General features: G+C 73.2%; 16 protein-coding genes. 7 read left to right on the top strand and 9 right to left on the bottom strand.

The annotated features are described in order from the left end of the window. Nucleotides 1-110: 110 nt before the first annotated feature. A complete protein-coding gene (locus tag AB4880_RS23265) occupies nt 111-1142 on the bottom strand; it encodes an NADP-dependent oxidoreductase (RefSeq protein WP_367921609.1) in 1032 nt (343 codons plus the stop codon). A gap of 57 nt (nt 1143-1199) precedes the next feature. Between AB4880_RS23265 and AB4880_RS23260 the strand changes: the two genes are divergently transcribed. The 6 genes from AB4880_RS23260 to AB4880_RS23235 all read left to right on the top strand — a co-directional run bounded on the left by AB4880_RS23260 (nt 1200) and on the right by AB4880_RS23235 (nt 9252). Beyond that, entirely contained in the window at nt 1200-2183 is a 984-nt protein-coding gene (locus AB4880_RS23260; RefSeq protein WP_367921608.1) for an alcohol dehydrogenase catalytic domain-containing protein, read from the top strand. Next, nucleotides 2180-2644 (top strand): MaoC family dehydratase, encoded by a 465-nt coding sequence (locus tag AB4880_RS23255; RefSeq protein WP_367921607.1) that lies wholly within the window; start codon nt 2180-2182, stop codon nt 2642-2644. Before AB4880_RS23260 ends, AB4880_RS23255 begins: the two co-directional genes overlap by 4 nt. Before the next feature lie 72 nt (nt 2645-2716). Beyond that, nucleotides 2717-4690: an oxidoreductase gene (locus AB4880_RS23250; RefSeq protein WP_367921606.1), complete on the top strand. Its 1974-nt coding sequence runs from the start codon at nt 2717-2719 to the stop codon at nt 4688-4690. 62 nt (nt 4691-4752) lie between these two features. Further along, entirely contained in the window at nt 4753-5622 is an 870-nt protein-coding gene (locus tag AB4880_RS23245) for a branched-chain amino acid ABC transporter permease (protein ID WP_367921605.1), read from the top strand. Nucleotides 5623-5626: 4 nt separating this feature from the next. Next, nucleotides 5627-8233 carry an ATP-binding cassette domain-containing protein gene (locus tag AB4880_RS23240; RefSeq protein ID WP_367921604.1) on the top strand — a complete coding sequence of 869 codons (2607 nt, stop codon included), beginning with the start codon at nt 5627-5629 and terminating at the stop codon, nt 8231-8233. After that, nucleotides 8230-9252, top strand: a complete 1023-nt coding sequence (locus AB4880_RS23235; RefSeq protein WP_367921603.1) for an MBL fold metallo-hydrolase — start codon at nt 8230-8232, stop codon at nt 9250-9252. Before AB4880_RS23240 ends, AB4880_RS23235 begins: the two co-directional genes overlap by 4 nt. Nucleotides 9253-9264: 12 nt before the next feature. On the opposite strand, the gene AB4880_RS23230 is transcribed toward AB4880_RS23235, so the two are convergent. Beyond that, the gene (locus AB4880_RS23230) at nt 9265-10014 is read right to left on the bottom strand and encodes an SDR family NAD(P)-dependent oxidoreductase (RefSeq protein WP_367921602.1); all 750 of its coding nucleotides are present in this window, start codon (nt 10012-10014) and stop codon (nt 9265-9267) included. Between the two features lie 129 nt (nt 10015-10143). Between AB4880_RS23230 and AB4880_RS23225 the strand changes: the two genes are divergently transcribed. Continuing rightward, entirely contained in the window at nt 10144-11310 is a 1167-nt protein-coding gene (locus tag AB4880_RS23225; protein ID WP_367921601.1) for an ABC transporter substrate-binding protein, read from the top strand. 109 nt (nt 11311-11419) lie between these two features. Here the strand turns inward: AB4880_RS23225 and AB4880_RS23220 are convergent, their stop codons facing one another. From AB4880_RS23220 to AB4880_RS23190, 7 genes are all read right to left on the bottom strand, one after another. Further along, the gene (locus AB4880_RS23220; protein WP_367921600.1) at nt 11420-11746 is read right to left on the bottom strand and encodes an EthD family reductase; all 327 of its coding nucleotides are present in this window, start codon (nt 11744-11746) and stop codon (nt 11420-11422) included. A gap of 110 nt (nt 11747-11856) precedes the next feature. Further along, nucleotides 11857-12477 carry a TetR/AcrR family transcriptional regulator gene (locus AB4880_RS23215; RefSeq protein WP_367921599.1) on the bottom strand — a complete coding sequence of 207 codons (621 nt, stop codon included), beginning with the start codon at nt 12475-12477 and terminating at the stop codon, nt 11857-11859. Nucleotides 12478-12536: 59 nt separating this feature from the next. Then, the gene (locus tag AB4880_RS23210) at nt 12537-14045 is read right to left on the bottom strand and encodes a class I adenylate-forming enzyme family protein (RefSeq protein WP_367921598.1); all 1509 of its coding nucleotides are present in this window, start codon (nt 14043-14045) and stop codon (nt 12537-12539) included. Then, nucleotides 14042-15130: an NAD(P)-dependent alcohol dehydrogenase gene (locus AB4880_RS23205; RefSeq protein WP_367921597.1), complete on the bottom strand. Its 1089-nt coding sequence runs from the start codon at nt 15128-15130 to the stop codon at nt 14042-14044. The genes AB4880_RS23210 and AB4880_RS23205 overlap by 4 nt, the downstream gene beginning before the upstream one ends. Then, nucleotides 15127-15894, bottom strand: a complete 768-nt coding sequence (locus AB4880_RS23200) for an SDR family NAD(P)-dependent oxidoreductase (protein ID WP_367921596.1) — start codon at nt 15892-15894, stop codon at nt 15127-15129. Before AB4880_RS23200 ends, AB4880_RS23205 begins: the two co-directional genes overlap by 4 nt. Beyond that, the gene (locus AB4880_RS23195; RefSeq protein WP_367921595.1) at nt 15894-16649 is read right to left on the bottom strand and encodes an SDR family NAD(P)-dependent oxidoreductase; all 756 of its coding nucleotides are present in this window, start codon (nt 16647-16649) and stop codon (nt 15894-15896) included. The genes AB4880_RS23200 and AB4880_RS23195 overlap by 1 nt, the downstream gene beginning before the upstream one ends. Further along, nucleotides 16646-17869: an acyl-CoA dehydrogenase family protein gene (locus AB4880_RS23190; RefSeq protein ID WP_367921594.1), complete on the bottom strand. Its 1224-nt coding sequence runs from the start codon at nt 17867-17869 to the stop codon at nt 16646-16648. Before AB4880_RS23190 ends, AB4880_RS23195 begins: the two co-directional genes overlap by 4 nt. Nucleotides 17870-17898 lie beyond the last annotated feature (29 nt).

The raw sequence follows: 17898 nt of genomic DNA, 5'->3' as shown, positions 1-17898 counted from the left end.
GGTGCCGAACCCGATCCCGCGCGCGGCTCCGGTGATGACGGCGACCCGCCCGTCGAAACGACCCATGACTCTCCTACCTCGTGATGTTGTTGATCGGTCCGGCACGGCGCTCACGCCAGGCGGACCAGGGTCTTGCCGATCGTGCGCCCGGCCAGCAGGTCGGCCAGCGCCGTCGGCGCGCTCTCGAGCCCGTCGTAGACCGACTCGCGGTGGAGCAGCCGCCCGGCGGCGACCCAGTCGCCCACCCGCTGCTGCATCTCGTCGAGCAGGTCGAGGTGCAGGCTGCCGCGGAAGCCGGCGAGGGTCAGGTGCTTCGCCGTGGCGAGGAAGATGTTGTGCGGCCCCCGCGGCTCGGACTCGTAGTCCGACACCGTCCCGCAGAGCGCGATCCGGCCGTGCATCCGCATCGCGTCGAGCGCGGCCTCGAGGTGGTCACCGCCGACATTGTCGAAGTAGAGGTCGATGCCGTCGGGCGCGAGCCGGCGCAGGCCGTCGCGCAGGGGCTCGTCGCGATAGCTGAAGGCGTCGATGCCGAGCTCGTCGCGCAGCCACGCGACCTTCTCCGGCGAGCCGGCGCTCGCGATCACCCGGTGCCCGAGATTGCGGGCGATCTGGGCCACCAGCGACCCGACCGCGCCGGCGCCCGCCGACACCCAGACCACGCCCCCGCCGCCGAGACCGTCGACGACCGCCAGCCCGCTGTACGCCGTGAGGCCCATCGGCCCCAGCGCGCCGAGGAACCACTGCGGCTCGCGGCCGGTCACGTCGAGGCGCCGCAGCGTCCCGACGCCGTTCATCGCGACCTCGTCGGCCCGGACGACGGCGTGCTCGCGCCAGCCGAGCGAATGCCACACCGTGTCGCCCGGGGCGAAGCCCGCGGCGCGCGAGGCGAGCACCTCGCCGACGGTGAGCACGCCGTCCATCGGCCGGTCGAGCGGGAAGGCGGCGAAGTAGCCGTCCGGCGCGGCGGCGCTCAGCCGCAGCCGCAGGCCGGGGTCGACCGAGGTCCAGGTGTTGCGCACCAGGACCTCGCCCTCGGCGAGCTGGTCGGGGTCCGGCAGCTCGAGCGGGACGACGGCGAAGTGCTCGGGCCCGACCTCGCCCTCCGGATAGGCCACGACGTGCAGCGCGACGCTCTTCATCTCGGTCTCCTCGGCTGGTGGTGGACAGCCGCCACCATACTGAACTAAATTCAGTTTATGAAGACCCCGCGGATGCAGGCCTGGCGCTGGACCGGGACCGGGCGCCCTCTCACGCTGCACGACGTCCCGCTCCCGACGCCCGGCGCCGACGAGGTGCTGATGCGGGTCCGGGCCGCCGGCATGTGCCACTCCGACGTGGGCGAGCTGGACGAGCCGTCGTGGGCCGACAAGATCACCCGCAACCCGATCACGCTGGGGCACGAGATCGCCGGCGAGATCGTCGCGGTCGGCGACGAGGTCACCGACTGGGCGCCCGGCCAGCGGGTCGGCGTGCATCCGATGGGCCGGACCGTGCCGGGCTACCAGCGCGACGGCGGCTACGCCGCCCACCACGTCGCCCCGGCCGCCGACCTGGTCGCCGTACCTGACGGGCTCGCGGACGAGCTGGCCGCCATCGGCACCGACGCGGGCATGACGTCGCACCACGCGGTCGCCGTGGTCGCCGCGGTCCGGCCCGGCGATCGCGTCGGCATCGTCGGCCTGGGCGGGCTCGGCCAGCTCGGCGCCCAGCTCGCCGTCCATCTCGGGGCCGAGGTGCACGCCGCCGAGACCGACCCGGCCGCGCGCGACCTCGCCGCCGACTGGGGCCTGGCCGCCACCTACGCCGACGCCGCCGACCTGCGCGGCCTCGAGCTCGACGTCGTCGTCGACTTCGCCGGCTTCGGTACGACGACCGCTGCCGCCGTCGCCGCAGTGCGGGACGGCGGCACCGTGGTGATGGTCGGGCTCGGCGCCGAGCACACCACGCTGACCACCGCGGACGTCGTCCGCCGGCGGGTGCGGATCGTCGGATCCTCCGGCGGCACGCGCGCGGACGTCGAGGCGGCGTACGCGCTGCTCGCGAGCGGCGTCCTGCGCCCGACGATCGAGCGGCTGCCGTTCGCCCAGGTGCCCGACGGCATCGCGCGGCTGCGCGCCGGCACGGTGCGGGGACGGCTCGTCGTCGCCCCGTCCGCCGCCACGGCGGGAGCCCCGGCATGACGCGGGTCTTCCGCGGCGCGGCCGCGTTCCGCGCCGCCGCCGGGACCGACCTCGGCGCGAGCGGCTGGCTGACGATGGAGCAGCCACGCATCGACGGATTCGCCGACGTGACCGAGGACTGGCAGTGGATCCACGTCGATCCCGTGCGGGCCGCCGACAGCGACCTGGGGACGACGATCGCCCACGGCTACCTGGTCCTCTCCCTCGTCCCGCGGCTGAGCTCCGAGATCTTCGACTTCGCCGACATCGACCGCGCGGTCAACTACGGCCTCGAGCGGGTCCGCTTCCCCGCCAGCGTCCGCCCCGGCGACCGGATCCGCGCGACCGCCTCCCTCGTCGAGGTCACCGAGCGCCCGGCCGGCGCGCTCGGCCGGGTGCGCTACGCGCTCGAGATCGAGGGCGGCGACCGGCCCGCCTGCGTCGCCGAGGCGCTGATGCTCGTCGTCGACCACGCCGCCTGACCACGCCGATCACCCCCGACCACCCCGATCACCCCGATCACCCCGATCACCCGCCCAGAACCAGGAGATCCGATGTCCGAGCGCGCCACCATGGCCGACCCGCTGCAGCTGGCCGGCCACCAGCTCCGCAACCGCATCGTCGCGACCGCGCACGGGCTCGCCGCGGTCGACGACGGCATGCCCCAGGACGGCGACGGCGCGTACTGGTCGCGGGTCTCGCGCGGCGGGCCGGCCATGGTGATCACCGGCGGCGTGCAGGTCTCCGCGGAGACCACGCTGCGCCGGCGCCACCTCGGCGAGGCCTGGCACTCGTGGGCCGCACGCGGCTTCCGCAAGCGCGCGGACGCGATCGCGGCGGGCGGCGCGCTCCCCGTCGTCCAGCTCGGCCACCTGGGCCGCGAGACCCTCGGCGCGCCGACCTACTTCCCGTTCGAGGCGCCGAGCGGCGTCCGCGGACCGCGCGAGCCGGTGGCCTCGCGCGTGCTGCGCACCGACGACGTGCCCGCGATCGTGCGCTCCTTCGGCACCTCTGCGGCCAACATGGTCGAGGCCAGCTTCGCCGGGGTCGAGATCCACGCCGCGCACGGCTATCTCATCGCCCAGTTCCTCTCCGCGACCGTCAACGACCGGACAGACCGCTACGGCGGCGACGTCGTCGGCCGGACGACGCTCCTCGTCGAGATCGTCGAGGAGATTCGCAGCCGGGCGCCGGGTGCGCTGCTCGGCGTCCGCTTCTCCGTCGAGAACGACGCAGGCGGGCTGAGCCCGGCCGACCTCGCCGAGGTCGCCGGCGTCCTCGCCGCGCGGGCGCCCGTCGACTACGTCAACATCAGCTTCGGCAACCGCGGCCACTACGTGCGGGACATGGCGACCGACGCGCCGCCGCTCGCCGCCGAGGTGCGCGACCTGGCCGCCGCCGTCGGCGCGCCGCTCCTCGTGTCGTCGGCCTTCCGCACCCGCGAGCAGATCGCGACCGCCCTCGACGACGGCGCCGCCCTGGTCGGCATGGCGCGCCCGTTCCTCGCCGACCCCGAGGTCGCGCGCAAGCTGCTCACCGACCGCGAGCGCGACATCCGGCCCTGCGTCTCGTGCAACGAGGAGTGCCGCGCCTTCGAGCCCACGGCGATGTGCACGGTGAACCCGTCGCTCGGCCCCGACGGCACGGTGGGCAAGCCGGCCCAGCCGATCCGGATCGGCACCCGGCCACTCTCCCCAGCCCGGCGGGTGGCGGTCGTCGGCGCGGGCCCCGCCGGCCTCGAGTGCGCGCTCACCCTGGCGGCCGACGCCCGCACCCACGTCACCCTGTACGACGCCGCGGACGCGGTCGGCGGCCAGCTCCGGGTCGCTGCGGCGGCATCCCGCCGGCGCTCCTGGGACGCGCTCCTCGACTTCTACCGCCACCAGCTCGACCGCGCCGGAGTCCGGATGGCACTCGAGACGACGGTCGGCGCCGCCGACGAGCTCGCCGGGCACGACGCCGTCGTCTGGGCGATCGGCGCGGTCGAGACCGTCCCGGCCGCGGATCCGAGCGGCGTCGAGCGGGTCGGCTCGACCGCCTTCCTCCTCGGCTCGGCGGCGCCGCGGCGGCCCGTCGTCCTCGACGACGGCTTCGGCTGGTGGCCGACGGTGAGCGCGGTCGAGACCGCCCTCGCGCGCGGCGCCGAGGAGGTCACGGTGATCTCGGCCGGCCCGGGCTTCGCCGGCTCCATCCCGCCGGAGTCGCGGCTGCAGCTGATGGAGCGGCTGCACGGCGCGCCGCTGCGGGTGCTCGCCCACACGACGATCGCCTCGGTCGGCCCGGCGGGGATCACGACCCGGCACAACGGGTCGGCGCTCGGCGTCGAGCTGCCCGCCGACCTGATCGTCGAGGTCGGCGAGCGTCAGGCACGCACCGTCCCCACGGACGGTGGCATCCCGGCCCTGGCGATCGGCGACTGCGTGATGCCGCGGCGGGTCTCGCACGCCCTCGCCGAGGGCCGGACGGCAGCGACGGCGCTGCTCGCCGAGGAAGTGGTTGCGGTCACACCCGGTCGCCACCTAAACTGAACTCATATCGGTTTGCCCGGCAGGACACCTCCTGCCTGACGACGCACCGGAGGTGCAGGAACGTGGACCAACTTCTGATCACGCTGATCGGAGGACTCGCCAACGGCGCCGTGTACGGGCTGATCGGGCTGGGCCTCGTGATCGTCTTCCGGTCGACGGACGTGATGAACTTCGCGCTGGCGACCATGGCGACCATGGCGACGTACGTGGCGCTGAGCCTGCACGACAGCGGGCTCGCCCTGATCCTCGCCGCGATCGCCGCCATCGTGTTCGGCTCGGTGAGCGGACTCGTCGTCCGCGAGGTGCTGATCCGGCCGCTCGGCCAGGGCCGGCTGTTCGCGGCACTCGTCGTGACGATGGGGCTCTCGCTCATCGTCGAGCACTACATCGGCCAGCACTGGGGCGAGCAGCCGAAGGCCTTCCCCCGACTCATCGACGGCACCGTCACGATCGGCAGCTCGCGGGTGACCGTCCAGGACCTGCTGGCCCTGGCGCTCGCCGCCGTCGCGATGGCGCTCGTCGGCTACCTCTTCACCCGCACGCCGCTCGGCTCCGCGATGCGTGCGGTCGCCGAGTCGTCCGAGACCGCCGCCATCATGGGCGTCGACGCCCACCGCGTCGCCCGGATCGCCTGGCTGCTGGGCCTCGCCCTGGCCACCCTCGGAGTCCTGCTCTACGCCCCGAAGACCGGCCTGACGCCGGTGGTCATGGCGCCGGTCATGTTCCGCGCCTTCGCCGGCATCTTCCTCGGCGGGCTCAACAGCATGGTCGGCGCGGTCGTCGGCGGCCTGATCATCGGCGTCCTCGACAACCTCGCCGCGTCGTACGTCTCGGCGAGCTTCCGCGACACCTTCGTGTTCAGCGTCGCGATCCTCGTCCTCCTCGTCCGGCCGCAGGGCATCTTCGGCCGCCCGGTCTTCGAGCGGGTGTGACGACGTGAGCACCTCCCTGACCTCACCCGAGCACGACGACAGCCTGACGAAAGCGACCTCGATGGCCAGCAGCAGCGCCCCCGCGCGCACGATGTCACCGATCTGGGTGAAGGCCTGGCTGATCGCCCGGCTGCTCGGCGGCCCCCTCGGCGCCCTGATCGTCGTCCTGATGATCACCTCGGGGAGCATCCCCACCTACACCGCGTTCACCGTGGCGCTCGCCGCCGTCTACGCGATCACCATCTTGTCGCTGAGCCTGCTGGCCCACTGGAGCGGCATCTGGTCGATCGGCCACCCGGCGCTGCTCGCGATCGGCGCCTACATCACGGCCTGGGGCAGCTCCCACGACTGGCGGCTCGAGGTCACCATCGCCCTCGCCATGGCCACCTGCGGCGTGCTCGGCGCCTTCCTCGGCTTCGCCGGCTCCCGCTTCTCGGTCCTGTACGTCGCCCTGCTCACCCTGGCCTTCACGCTCGTGGTGGCCGAGGTGATCCTGGTCTGGAAGGACGTGACCAACGGCGACGAGGGCGTCTCCGTCGTCGGCTTCACCTGGCTCTTCGGGCAGTTCTACGCCTCCGACAACACCGCGCTCGCGATCGTCGTCGCCGCGCTCGGCATCTGCATCGCGGTGGCCGAGCTGGTCCGCCGTACGCCGCTGCGGATGCGGCTCGTCGCCGCCAAGACCCACCCGATCGTGGCCCGCACGGTCGGCATCTCGCCCGAGGCGCAGTCGGCCACCGGCTTCGCCCTCAGCGGCGCCGTCGCCGGCCTCGCCGGCGTCATGCTCGGCCTGGTGTCGGGCTTCGTCAGCCCCGAGTCGTTCTCCCTCGTGCTCGCGATCAACCTGATCGCCGCGACCGTCCTGGGCGGCACCGGCAGCCTGATCGGCGCGGTCGCCGGCGGCGCCTTCCTGGCCTGGGCGCCGAGCATCGCCTCCGACCTCAGCATCGACCAGCCCTACCTGGTCGGCGGCCTGCTCATCCTGGCGCTGATCTTCCTCCCCGACGGCGTGGTCCCGACGATCGGCCGCCTGCTCGACCGCTTCACCCACTGGTCGGAGCGGCTGCGCAGTGCGGCGGTCGCGGGCAGCACCGAGGCCGCGGAGGGCGTCGCCCTGCCGAGCGGCCACGGCACCGCCGGATCGGGCCGCGAGCTCCTGCAGGTGTCCGGCCTCGGCGTCCGGTACGGCGGCCTGCAGGCCGTCGACGACGCCTCGCTGACCCTCGCCCGCGCCGAGGTGCTGGCGATGATCGGGCCCAACGGCGCCGGCAAGACGACCTTCGTCAACGCGCTCAGCGGCCTGACCGGCGACGGCAAGGTCGACGGCACGCTCACCTTCGACGGCCACGACCTGCGCCGGGTCCGCACGACGCGGCGCCGCGCGGCCGGCATCGGCCGCACCTTCCAGCACGCCGAGCTCTTCGACGAGCTCACCATCATCGAGAACGTCCTGGCGGTGCGCCGCCGGATCAGCCCCGCCGACCGGGTGCGCGCCTTCGCGCTGCTCGAGGCGGTCGGCCTCGGCGAGGTCGCCCACCGGCGTCCGAGCGAGCTGCCGTTCGGCCTGCAGAAGCGGGCCGACCTGGCCCGTGCGATCGCGGAGTCGCCGGCCCTGCTCATCCTCGACGAGCCGTTCGGCGGCCTCGACGCCGACGAGCGCGCCATCCTCGCCGGCCACATCCGCCGCGTCCGCCAGGAGGGCACCTCGGTGCTCATCATCGACCACGTCCTCGAGGACCTGTTCTCGGTCGCCGACCGGGTCGTGGCGGTCGACTTCGGCCACACCATCAGCACCGGCACGCCCGACGTCGTCCTGCAGGACCCCGAGGTACGACGCTCCTACCTCGGCGTCATCGACGGGGAGGCCGCTCCCACGGCGGCGCTGCCCGTCGGCGGTGAGCCGGTCCTCACCCTCGCCGGCGTCGGCCACCACTACGGCGGCGTCCAGGCGCTGCGCGACATCGACCTGTCCATCCCCCGCGGCAGCATCGTCGGCATCGTCGGCGCCAACGGCGCGGGCAAGAGCACGCTCGGCCGGCTGCTGCACGGCTCGATGACGCCGTCGTCGGGCGAGCGCGCCACCCACCCGGTCGGCGACGAGCCGCTGCGGATCAGCCTGGTGCCCGAGGGCCGTGCGCTGTTCAAGACGCTCTCCGTCCGCGAGAACCTCGAGGTCTCCGCCTACGCAATGGGCATCGGGGGCCGCAAGCTGGCCACGACCCTCGACGAGATGGCCCAGCGCCTGCCCGAGCGGGTCCGCACCCGGATGCACATCTCCGCGGGCGCGCTGTCCGGCGGCGAGCAGCAGCTGGTGGCGATCACCCGCGCGCTGATGGCCGACCCGCAGGTCCTCATCCTCGACGAGCCGGCCCTCGGCCTCTCGCCGGCGATGGTCCAGGAGGTCTACCGCCAGATCACCGCCCTCGCCGAGCAGGGCATCACCACGATCCTGCTCGACCAGTCGCTGCCGCGCGCGCTGCAGACCTGCTCGACGGTCGTCGTCCTGCGCCAGGGCGAGGTGGTCGCCACCGGCAGTGCCGTCGACGAGGGCTTCGCCGCCCGGGCCGAGGAGGCCTACTTCGGCGAGGTCGGATCGTCCGGCCCCGCGTGAGCTCGCCGCTCCCCTGGTGGCACGCCCCGGGCTGCCACCCCGTCGCGGACGGCGTCCACCGGATCGTGCTGAGCATGCCCAACGACGGGCTGCGCGCGGTCAACGTCTACGCGATCGAGCTCGACGGACGGGACCTGGCCCTCATCGACGGGGGCTGGGCCGTCCCGTCGGCCGTCGACGAGCTGACGGCCGGCCTGGCCGTGATCGGGCGCACGCCGGCCGACGTCCGCGACGTCTACGTGACCCACATCCACCGCGATCACTACACCTTCGCCGTCCGGCTCCGGGAGCGGTACGGCGCGCGCGTCCACCTCGGCCGCGCGGAGGCGCCGGGCCTGCACGGCATCCAGCGGCTCGGCAGCAACGTCCCGACGACCTCGCTCCACCAGCTGCGCCGCTCGGGCGCCGCGGAGCTCGCCGACGACGTCCTGCACGCGACGCGCGCGGAGCCCTTCGACCCCGGCGACTGGGCCGATCCCGACCACTGGGTCGACGCCGGGCCGATCCGCCTCGGCGACCGCACCCTGGAGGCCGTGCCCACGCCCGGCCACACCAAGGGCCACCTGGTCTTCCACGACGTCGAGCACCGGCTGCTGTTCACCGGCGACCACGTGCTGCCGACGATCACCCCGTCGATCGGCTTCGAGCTCGGCGACTGGGACCTCCCCCTGGGGCACTATCTCCGCTCGCTGGAGGCCCTGCTGGAGCGCGCGGACGCCGTCCTCGTTCCGGCGCACGGGCTGCCGGGCGGCAGCGTCCACCAGCGCGTCCGCGACCTGCTGGCGCACCACGAGGAGCGGCTCGCCGGCACCCGCGCGGCGGTCGCGGTCGCCCCGGGACAGCCGGCCGCGGCCGTCGCCGCCCGGCTGCCGTGGACGCGCCGCGAGGTCCCCCTGGCCGAGCTCGACCGGTTCAACCAGATGGTCGCGATCTGCGAGACGATCGCCCACCTCGACGTCCTGGTCGAGCGGGGCGAGGTCGACGCCCACCCGGTGGCCGGAATCGACCTCTTCTGCTGACTCCCCTGCCGGTCAGCGCGCCGACCAGCCGCCGTCGACGCGGACCTCGCTGCCCGTCATGTACGACGCGTCGGCGCTGAGCAGGAAGGCCACCACGCCGGCGATCTCCTCGGCCCGGCCCAGGCGACCCATCGGCGTGTTCGCGAGCATGGCCGCGTGCCGCTCGGAGCCCGCGAAGCGCTCCATGAGCTGCCGGGTGCCGATGAAGCCGGGGTGCACGGAGTTGACCCGCACGCCGCGCTGCGCCCAGTGCAGAGCGGCGTTCTTGGTCAGGTTGGTGACGGCGCCCTTGGCCGCCGCATAGGCAGCACTGTTGCCCAGCCCGCCGCCGATCCCGAGGATCGAGCTGATGTTGACGATCGATCCGCCGTGCTCCTCGATGAGGGCGCCGGCGTGCTTCATCCCGAGCCAGACGCCGGTCTGGTCGACGCCGACGATCCGGTCCCAGAGCTCGCGGGTCTCCTCGGTGACCGATGCCATGCCGCCGATGCCGGCGTTGTTGACGAGCGCGTCGAGGCGGCCGTAGCGCTCGCGCACCGCGGCGACGACGTCCTCCCACACCGGCTCGCTGCTGACGTCCTGCGCGAGCGCGAGGTGCCGCTCGGGGTCGGGGAGCCCGGCCACGAGCGCGGCGCACGCGTCGCCGTCGAGGTCGGTGGCGACGACGGCCGCCCCGTCGGCGGCGAGGCGACGGCAGATCGCCTCGCCGAGCCCTCCGGTCGCCCCCGTGACGATCGCGATCGTGCTCGTCAGGTCGGTCATCGCCAGGTCCTCCTCGTCGTCCCGGCGCGCCGAAGGGGCGGCCGAATGAACTCAGTTCAGGAAATGCTTGCAGCCGAGATGTGAGCCAGCCTACACTGAAGTGAACTCAACTCAACTTGGAGGCTCTTGATGAAACTGCTGCGCGCGGCCGCCCTGGCGATGTCCGCGACCCTGATGCTCGCCGCCTGCGGCAGCGCCGATGGCGGCTCGGCTGGCGACGACTCCATCAAGATCGGCGCCTGGTACCCGCTGAGCGGCGCGCAGGCCTCGAGCGGCACGCCCCAGATGGCCGGCGCGTCGACGTTCTGGAAGAAGATCGACGCCGACGGCGGCATCAACGGCAAGAAGGTCGACTTCATCTACAAGGACAACGCCTTCGATCCCCAGCAGACGCTGCAGATCGCGCGCGAGATGGTGACCCGGGACAAGGTCGACATCATCGCCAACACCAACGGCACCGCGACCACCGAGGCGACCTTCCCGCTCGTGCTCGAGCAGAACAAGGTCCCGATCTTCGGCACCTACGGCGGCCTGACCAACTGGTACAACCCGCCGCGGGCGCGGCTCTACGGCACCCAGACCCTCTATGAGGACCAGGCCCGGATCGCCGCCGAGTGGGCCCTCGAGGAGGGCGCCAAGAAGATCACGATCATCCACGACGACCCCGCCGCCTTCGTGACGGTCAAGGACACCGCGGCCAAGACGATCGACGCCGAGGGCGGCACCGCCAGCAGCGTCGAGGTCAAGATCGGCACCACCGACTACGGCCCGGCCGTCGCCGCGGTGAAGAAGCAGAGCCCCGACGCGGTCCTGCTGATCCTGCCGCCGCAGGAGGCCGCGGCCTACCTCAACGAGGCCGCCCTGCAGCGGGTCGACGCCCAGGCCTACGGCTACTCCCCCGCCGTCATCGAGGCCACCATCGCGCTCGCCGGCAAGAACGCCGAGGGCTTCCGCGGCGTCGCGCTCACCAAGCCGACCACCGCCGACGACCCGGCCGTCAAGGAGTACCGCGACGACCTCGCGAAGTACGGCGACGGCGCCAAGCCCGACCTCTACTCGCTGGCGACCTACGGCTACGCCAAGGCGCTCTCGATCATCCTCGGCTCGATCGACGGCAAGATCGACAAGGAGAGCATCTCCAAGGCGATCGAGTCGGCGCAGAACATCGAGACCGGCATCGTCCCGCCGCTCTCCTACTCCGGCGACGACCACCTCGGCACCGACGCCGGCGTGCGCGTGGAGGTCGAGAACGGCCAGTTCGTGGCCAAGAGCGACTTCATCTCGCCGAAGCAGTGACCGCCTGACCCGCTCCTCCCGAGAGCACAGCAGGCCCCGACGAGCTCAGCTCGTCGGGGCCTGCTGGCATCCGGGGCCGGATCACGCCGTACGGATCGGGCCGTGCGGATCAGGCCTCGGGCACCATGACCCGCTCGTCGCCGGTGACGATGATGCTGCGCCCGCCCATCGAGCCGACGTGGGCGACGGCGCGCTTCCACTCCTCGCTCGCCAGCGCGGCGTCGAGGGCGGCCTTGTCGTCGAAGCTGAGAACCGACATGCCGTCCCATCCCGCCGAGCGCTTGTCGTCCATGCCCTCGAGGACCTCGGTGTGCAGCCAGCGGCGCAGGCCCGGCAGCGGGTAGGTCACGTCGGCGTGCTCGCCGCGCCACCAGGCGATGAACTCGTCGTGGGTCCAGTCGGACGGCTTGGACGCGAGGACGATGAGGTTGTACACGGGGTCTCCTGACATGAATTCGGTTGAACGGATGGTGTGGCAACGACGCGGCCGGGACGTCGCAGGACGTCCCGGCCGTGGTCGTTGCCTCGGATCAGCTGATCAGCAGGTCAGCTGATCAGCCGCGAGCAGGAGCCGACGACGACGTCGGAGATCTCCTTGAGCGGATGGGCGCCCTCGGGGCGGTACCAGCGCCAGACGCTGTTGATCATGCCGAGCATCAGCCGGGCCAGGACGATCTGGTCGTCCTTGCGCTTGCGGGCGCCCGTCGTGGCGTCCTTGATCAGCGCGGCCCACTCGTGCTCGATCTCGCGGACCAGCTCGCGCGCCCGCTGGCGCTCGGCTTCCTCGCGCTTCGAGGAGCGCTCGCCGACGAGGAGGTCCTGGTGACTCATCAGGATCCGCGCTTGGAGCGCCTCGCGCTGGGTGACGTCGAAGGCCGCCGCGACGGCGACCTTGACCTTCTCGCCCGGGTCGTCGACGTCCGCGGTGACCTTGCGGGTGCGCTCGAGCGAGCGCTCCAGCTCGGTGCTCATGATGGTGAGCAGGCAGTGCACCTTGGACTCGAAGTAGTGATAGAGCGCGGTCTGCCCGATGCCCACCTCGTCGGCGATCGTCGCCCACTTGGTGTGCTCGAAGCCGACGCCTCCGAAGTTGTCGATCGCCGCGTCGAGGATCATCCGGCGCTTCGACCGAGGACTCTCGGTCCGCTCCTGCTCGTCTACCGTCATCAGGCCCGTCCTTGATGCCAAGTGAATTCAGATCAGAGTAACGCGTGAGTGAACGCGTTTCAGCCGTCCGCGCCGGACGGCGCGCTGAGCTCGGTCGCGAGCGCCACGGCGCCACTGCGATCGAGCTTGCCCACCCGGTTCTGTGGCAGCGCAGGTACGGCGTGCACGAACTCCGGCCACTTGAACTTCGGGAAGTCCGCCGCGGCCAGGTGCCGGCGTACGGTCTCGAGGTCGAGCGGCGGGCCGGCGGACACCAGGAGGGCCGCGGCCCGCTCGCCGAGCAGGTCGTCGGGCACCGGTACGACGCACACCTGCGCCACCCCGGGGATCGCGGCCAGCGCCGCCTCGACCTCGTTGATGTCGATATTGCGGCCGCCGCGGATGATGACCTGCTTCTCGCGGCCGAGGATGTTGATGGTGCCGTCGTCGTTGACGCGGGCCAGGTCGCCGGTCGGGAAGAAGCCGTCGGCCGTGACCTCGGGCGGCCGCGGCGCGCCGTCGCGGGCATAGCCGACGAACAGCGACGGGCCGCGGACCTGGGCGTTGCCGACCTCGCCGTCGGCGAGCGGCCGGCCCTCGGCGTCGACCACACGCACGACCGTGCCGGGGAACGGTCGGCCGTCGCGGCCGAGACGCGTCTCGACCGGCTCCGACGGCAGCGGCGTCGTGTGGCCGAGGCACTCCGACATGCCGAAGACGCGCAGGAAGCGGGTGCCGAGGTGCAGCTCGGCGGTCTCGAGCGCGTGGGCGTTCATCGGTCCGCCGCCCACGGTCATCGCCTTCAGCGACGCGAGCGAGCCCTCCGAGCCGGCCACCAGCGAGAGCTGGAGCGCCATCGTCGGCACCAGCATGGTCCACGCGACCCGGCGGTCGCGGAGCAGGGCGACGGCGTCCTCGGGGCTCCACTTGTCGAGGCACACCATCGGGCTGCCGAGCATCGCGGGCAGGTGGAGGCCGAAGCAGAACGCGGCCACGCTCGACAGCGGGACCAGCGCCCCGATCGGGTCGCCGGGCACCAGGCCGACGGCGTCGATGGTCGACCGGCCGGCGTAGCGCAGGGCCGACTCGGACTGGACGACGCACTTGGGGCGGCCGGTCGAGCCGGACGTCATCGCGATCGCGACACCGCCGTCCCAGCGCTCGACGCCGAGCGTGCGACCGGAGGCGGACGCGCGCAGCGGCCAGCCGTCGAGCACCTGGCCCGCCAGCGGCAGCGCGTCGGCGTCGACCTTCCAGGTCGCCATCGCCTGCGGCGACGCGATCACGGCGTCGGGCTTGATGTCCTCGAGCGCGAGCTCGTACTCGGAGCGCGCGGCGTGGCCGCTGATGACCGCGATCAGGCCGCCCCGCAGGCCGACCGCCACCGCCGCGGCCAGCGTGCGCCACGAGTTGTCGGCCTGCACGAGCACCGTCGGGGCTCCGGACAGCGACCGCTCGAGCACGGTCGCGACCTCCTGCGCCTGCCGGACGATCGCGCTCAGCGCGTGCGCTCCCTCGCCGTCGATCACGGCGACGTCGTCCGGGCGCTCCTGCGCGCGGTCCACCAGCTCCTGCGCCAGCTGCTTCATCTCGAGCCTTCCTGCTCCACGTTGATTCTGTCCCCACGCCCCGGTACGACGACAGCGCGGCCCTGCACCCGGCCGGCCCGCAGCAGTCCGTACGCCGCCACCGCGTCCTCCAGCGCGAACACCTCGGTCTCGGCGCGGACGCGTCCGGCGGCGGCGAGCGCCACGACGTCCTCGAGATCGCGCCGCGTGCCCCAGAAGGGCGCGGCGATCGAGAACCCCCTCGGCAGCCGGTCGCCCTTGGCCACGTCGAGCCGGCCGCCCGCGGATCCGACGACGACGAGCCGACCCCCGGGTGCCAGCAGGTCGGCCGCGGTCGTCATCGTCTCGGGCGAGCCGACGAAGTCGACCACGACGTCGGCGCCGTGGCCGTCCGCGCAGCCGTCGAGCCACTCCTCCGCGTCCGCCACGGAGGCGGTCACCGCGTCGGCGCCCAGGCGCATCGCGAGCGTCCGCGCCTCGGCCCGCGGGTCGACGGCGACCAGGCAGGCCAGGTCGACGGGCGCGAGCAGCTGCAGCGCGAGGTGGCCGAGGCCGCCCACGCCGATGACGACGACGGTCGCGCCGTCGAGCTGTCCGTCGAGCGAGCGCACCACGTGCTGGGCGGTCAGCCCGGCGTCGGTGAGCGGCGCGAGGGCCGCCGGGTCGGCGCCGTCGGCGACGACGAGGTGGCGGGCGCTGGGCACGAGCACGTAGTCGGCGAGCCCGCCGTCGTAGCCGATGCCGCAGCCGATCGGACCGGTCAGCGCGAAGCAGTCGTTCTCGCGACCGCGGCGGCACGCGCGGCACTGCCCGCACGACCACACGCCGTGGACGGCGGCCAGCCGGCCGTGCCACGCGGGGTCGACGTCGGGTCCGGAGGCGACGACGGTGCCGACGATCTCGTGGCCCAGCGTGAACGGCAGCGCATAGGGCATCCGCCCCTCGGGCGCGTCCATGATGTGCAGGTCGGAGTGGCACAGACCGGCCGCCTCGACGCGCAGCAGCAGCTGCTCGCCGACCGGCTCGGGCACCGGGACCTCGACCAGCTCGGGCGGCTCGCCCCAGGCCTGGAGGCGGACCGCGCGCATCGTCCGGGGCAGGCTCATCGCGCCGTCCAGCCCCCGTCGACGGCGAGGACGTGGCCCGTCACGTAGCTCGAGGCGTCGGAGGCGAGGAAGAGCAGCGCGCCGTCTACCTCGCCGTCCTGGCCGCCGCGTCCCAGCATGGTGTTGCGGCGCACCCAGCCGGCCGACTTCTCGTTGGTGAAGAGGCCGTCGGTCATCTCGGTATCGAACCAGCCCGGCACCAGTGCGTTGACACGGACCCCGCGCCGTCCCCACTGGCCGGCGAGCTCGCGGGTCACGCCGATGACCGCGGCCTTCGAGGCGGCATAGCCGGCTCCCCCGATCGGCGCGGTCGATACCAGGCCGACCACCGAGGAGATGTTGACGATCGACGCGCCCCGGTCGTCGGGAAGCGTGCGGACCGCCTCGACGGCGAGGCGGACGCCGGCGGTCAGGTTGAGGTCGAGGATCCGGTCGAACTCCTCGGGGGTCTCGCCGAGCGCGTCCGGCGGCCCGGGCATGCCGGCGTTGTTGACCAGGACGTCGATGCCGCCACCGATCTCGTTGGCCCGCGCCACGAGCCGGTCGCGGTCGGCGGGCACGGTCACGTCGCACTCGACCGGCACCAGGCCGGGGACCTCCGCGGCGAGCGCCGCGAGGCGGTCGGCGCGGCGGGCCGCGGCGACGACCGTTGCGCCCGCGGCGGCGAGGGTCCGGGCGAAGCCCGCGCCCAGCCCGGAGGAGGCGCCGGTGACGACGGCGACGCGACCGGTGAGGTCGAAGGACGCGAACGGGAGCGCGGTCATCAGTACACCGCCGTCCGGCCGCCGTCGACGGGGATCAGCGCACCCGTGGTGTAGCCGGCGACGTCGGAGGCGAGGTGGACGACCATGCCCGCGAGCTCGCGCGGGTCGCCCAGCCGCTCGGCGGGCAGCCGGTGCGTGACGACGCCGATGAAGTCGTCGTCCCACTCGCTGGCCATGTCGGTGGCGAAGGCGCCCGGCATCACGCAGTTGACCCGCACCGTCGGCGCGTACTCCTGCGCGAAGGCCCGGGTGAGGGCGTTGAGCCCGTTCTTCGACGCGGCGTACGTCGCCTCGGGCGGGCTGGGCCGCTCGGCGCCGATGCTGGAGATGTTGATGATCGACCCGCCGCCGGCGGCGTGCATGTGCGCGCCCGCGACCGCCATCAGGCGGAACGGCCCCTTGAGGTTGACGTCGATCGTCTTGTCGAAGAGCGCCTCGGTCACGTCCTTGGCGGAGGGCGCGAGCGGCGCGATGCCGGCGTTGTTGACCAGGACGTCGATCCGACCGTGCTCGGCCACGATCGCGTCGACGGCCGGCTCGATGGCGTCCCAGTCCCCCACGTGGAGCGGCAGCGGGTACGCCGGCACGCCGGTCGCCGCGGTGATCTCGGCGGCGACCTTCGCACAGGCCTCGGCCTTGCGGCTGGAGACCACGACCGTCGCGCCCGCCTCGGCGAGGGCGTCGGCGATGGCCCGACCGAGGCCGCGGGTGGCGCCGGTGACGAGGGCGACCTTGCCGTCGAGCGGGCCGGTCATGCCGCGCCGCCCTTCGGGGCGTCGTGCTTCTTCAGCTCCTGCAGCGCGATGCTGCGCAGGTGGACCTCGGTCGGGCCGTCGGCCACCTGGAGCGCGCGGGTGAGCGAGAAGAGACGCGCGAGCACGGTGTCGTCGCTGACGCCGGCGGCGCCCCACGTCTGCACCGCGCGGTTGACCACCTGGTGCGCGACCTCCATCGCCGCGACCTTGATCGCGGCGGCCTCGGTGCGCGCGGCGGCGTTGCCGCGGGTGTCCATCAGCCACGCGGCGTGGAAGGTGTAGAGGCGGATCTGGTCGATCTCCATCCGGCTGCGGCCGATCCACTCGCGGATCACGCCCTGCTCGGCGAGCGGGCCGCCGAAGGCCGCGCGGTCCAGCGCCCGGCGGCACATCAGCTCCAGTGCCCGCTCGGCCATGCCGATCGCCCGCATCGCGTAGTGCATCCGGCCGGGCCCGAGCCGGCCCTGGGCGATCGCGAAGCCGCCGCCCTCCTCGCCGAGGATGTTCTCGGCCGGCACCCGCACGTCGGTGAACGTGACCTCGCCGTGGCCGAGCCGGTCGTGGTAGCCGAACATCGGCAGGTCGCGCACGACCTCCACGCCCGGGGCGTCGGCGGGGACGAGGATCATGCTCTGCTGCCGGTAGGTCGGCGCCTCGGGGTCGGACTTGCCCATGAAGATGATCAGCTTGCAGTCCGGGTCGAGGATGCCGGAGGTGTACCACTTGCGGCCGTTGAGGACGTAGTGGTCGCCGTCGCGCCGGATCGTCGAGGTGATGTTGCGGGCGTCGGAGCTCGCGACGGCCGGCTCGGTCATCGCGAAGGCCGACCGGATCTCGCAGGCGAGCAGCGGGTCGAGCCACTCCTTCTGCTGCTGCTCCGTGCCGTACATGGCGAGGATCTCCATGTTGCCGGTGTCGGGCGCGGAGCAGTTGATCGCCTCGTTGCCGATGATGGAGCGGCCGACGATCTCGGCGAGCGGCGCGTACTCGAGGTTGGTCAGGCCTGCGCCCCGGTCGCCGTGCGTCATGAAGAGGTTCCACAGCCCCTGCTCGCGGGCGATCCGCTGCAGGTCGCGCATGACCTGCGGCTGCTCGTGCGGGTTCGCGTTGGCCGCCACCTGGGCGTCGTACACCGCCTCGGCCGGGTAGACGTGCTCGGCCATGAAGGTCTCGAGCCGCGCGGCGAGGTCGGCGGTGCGGGGGGTGAGTTCGAAGTCCACGTCGGATGTCTCTCGCGTCGAGGGTGGGC

It is taken from the genome of Nocardioides ginsengisoli, assembly GCF_039537225.1.
Taxonomy (GTDB): domain Bacteria; phylum Actinomycetota; class Actinomycetes; order Propionibacteriales; family Nocardioidaceae; genus Nocardioides; species Nocardioides ginsengisoli.
Note: the sequence above shows the minus strand (reverse complement) of the source record. Positions and strands in the feature narration are given on the sequence as shown.

Bases quoted from the DNA above. Each gene is read 5' to 3' on its own strand.
- AB4880_RS23255 (WP_367921607.1), top strand. From the start codon at position 2,180: ATGACGCGGGTCTTCCGCGGCGCGGCCGCGTTCCGCGCCGCCGCCGGG.
- AB4880_RS23225 (WP_367921601.1), top strand. From the start codon at position 10,144: ATGAAACTGCTGCGCGCGGCCGCCCTGGCGATGTCCGCGACCCTGATG.
- AB4880_RS23260 (WP_367921608.1), top strand. From the start codon at position 1,200: ATGAAGACCCCGCGGATGCAGGCCTGGCGCTGGACCGGGACCGGGCGC.
- AB4880_RS23215 (WP_367921599.1), bottom strand. From the start codon at position 12,477: ATGACGGTAGACGAGCAGGAGCGGACCGAGAGTCCTCGGTCGAAGCGC.
- AB4880_RS23250 (WP_367921606.1), top strand. From the start codon at position 2,717: ATGTCCGAGCGCGCCACCATGGCCGACCCGCTGCAGCTGGCCGGCCAC.
- AB4880_RS23195 (WP_367921595.1), bottom strand. From the start codon at position 16,649: ATGACCGGCCCGCTCGACGGCAAGGTCGCCCTCGTCACCGGCGCCACC.
- AB4880_RS23210 (WP_367921598.1), bottom strand. From the start codon at position 14,045: ATGAAGCAGCTGGCGCAGGAGCTGGTGGACCGCGCGCAGGAGCGCCCG.
- AB4880_RS23230 (WP_367921602.1), bottom strand. From the start codon at position 10,014: ATGACCGACCTGACGAGCACGATCGCGATCGTCACGGGGGCGACCGGA.
- AB4880_RS23205 (WP_367921597.1), bottom strand. From the start codon at position 15,130: ATGAGCCTGCCCCGGACGATGCGCGCGGTCCGCCTCCAGGCCTGGGGC.
- AB4880_RS23200 (WP_367921596.1), bottom strand. From the start codon at position 15,894: ATGACCGCGCTCCCGTTCGCGTCCTTCGACCTCACCGGTCGCGTCGCC.
- AB4880_RS23265 (WP_367921609.1), bottom strand. From the start codon at position 1,142: ATGAAGAGCGTCGCGCTGCACGTCGTGGCCTATCCGGAGGGCGAGGTC.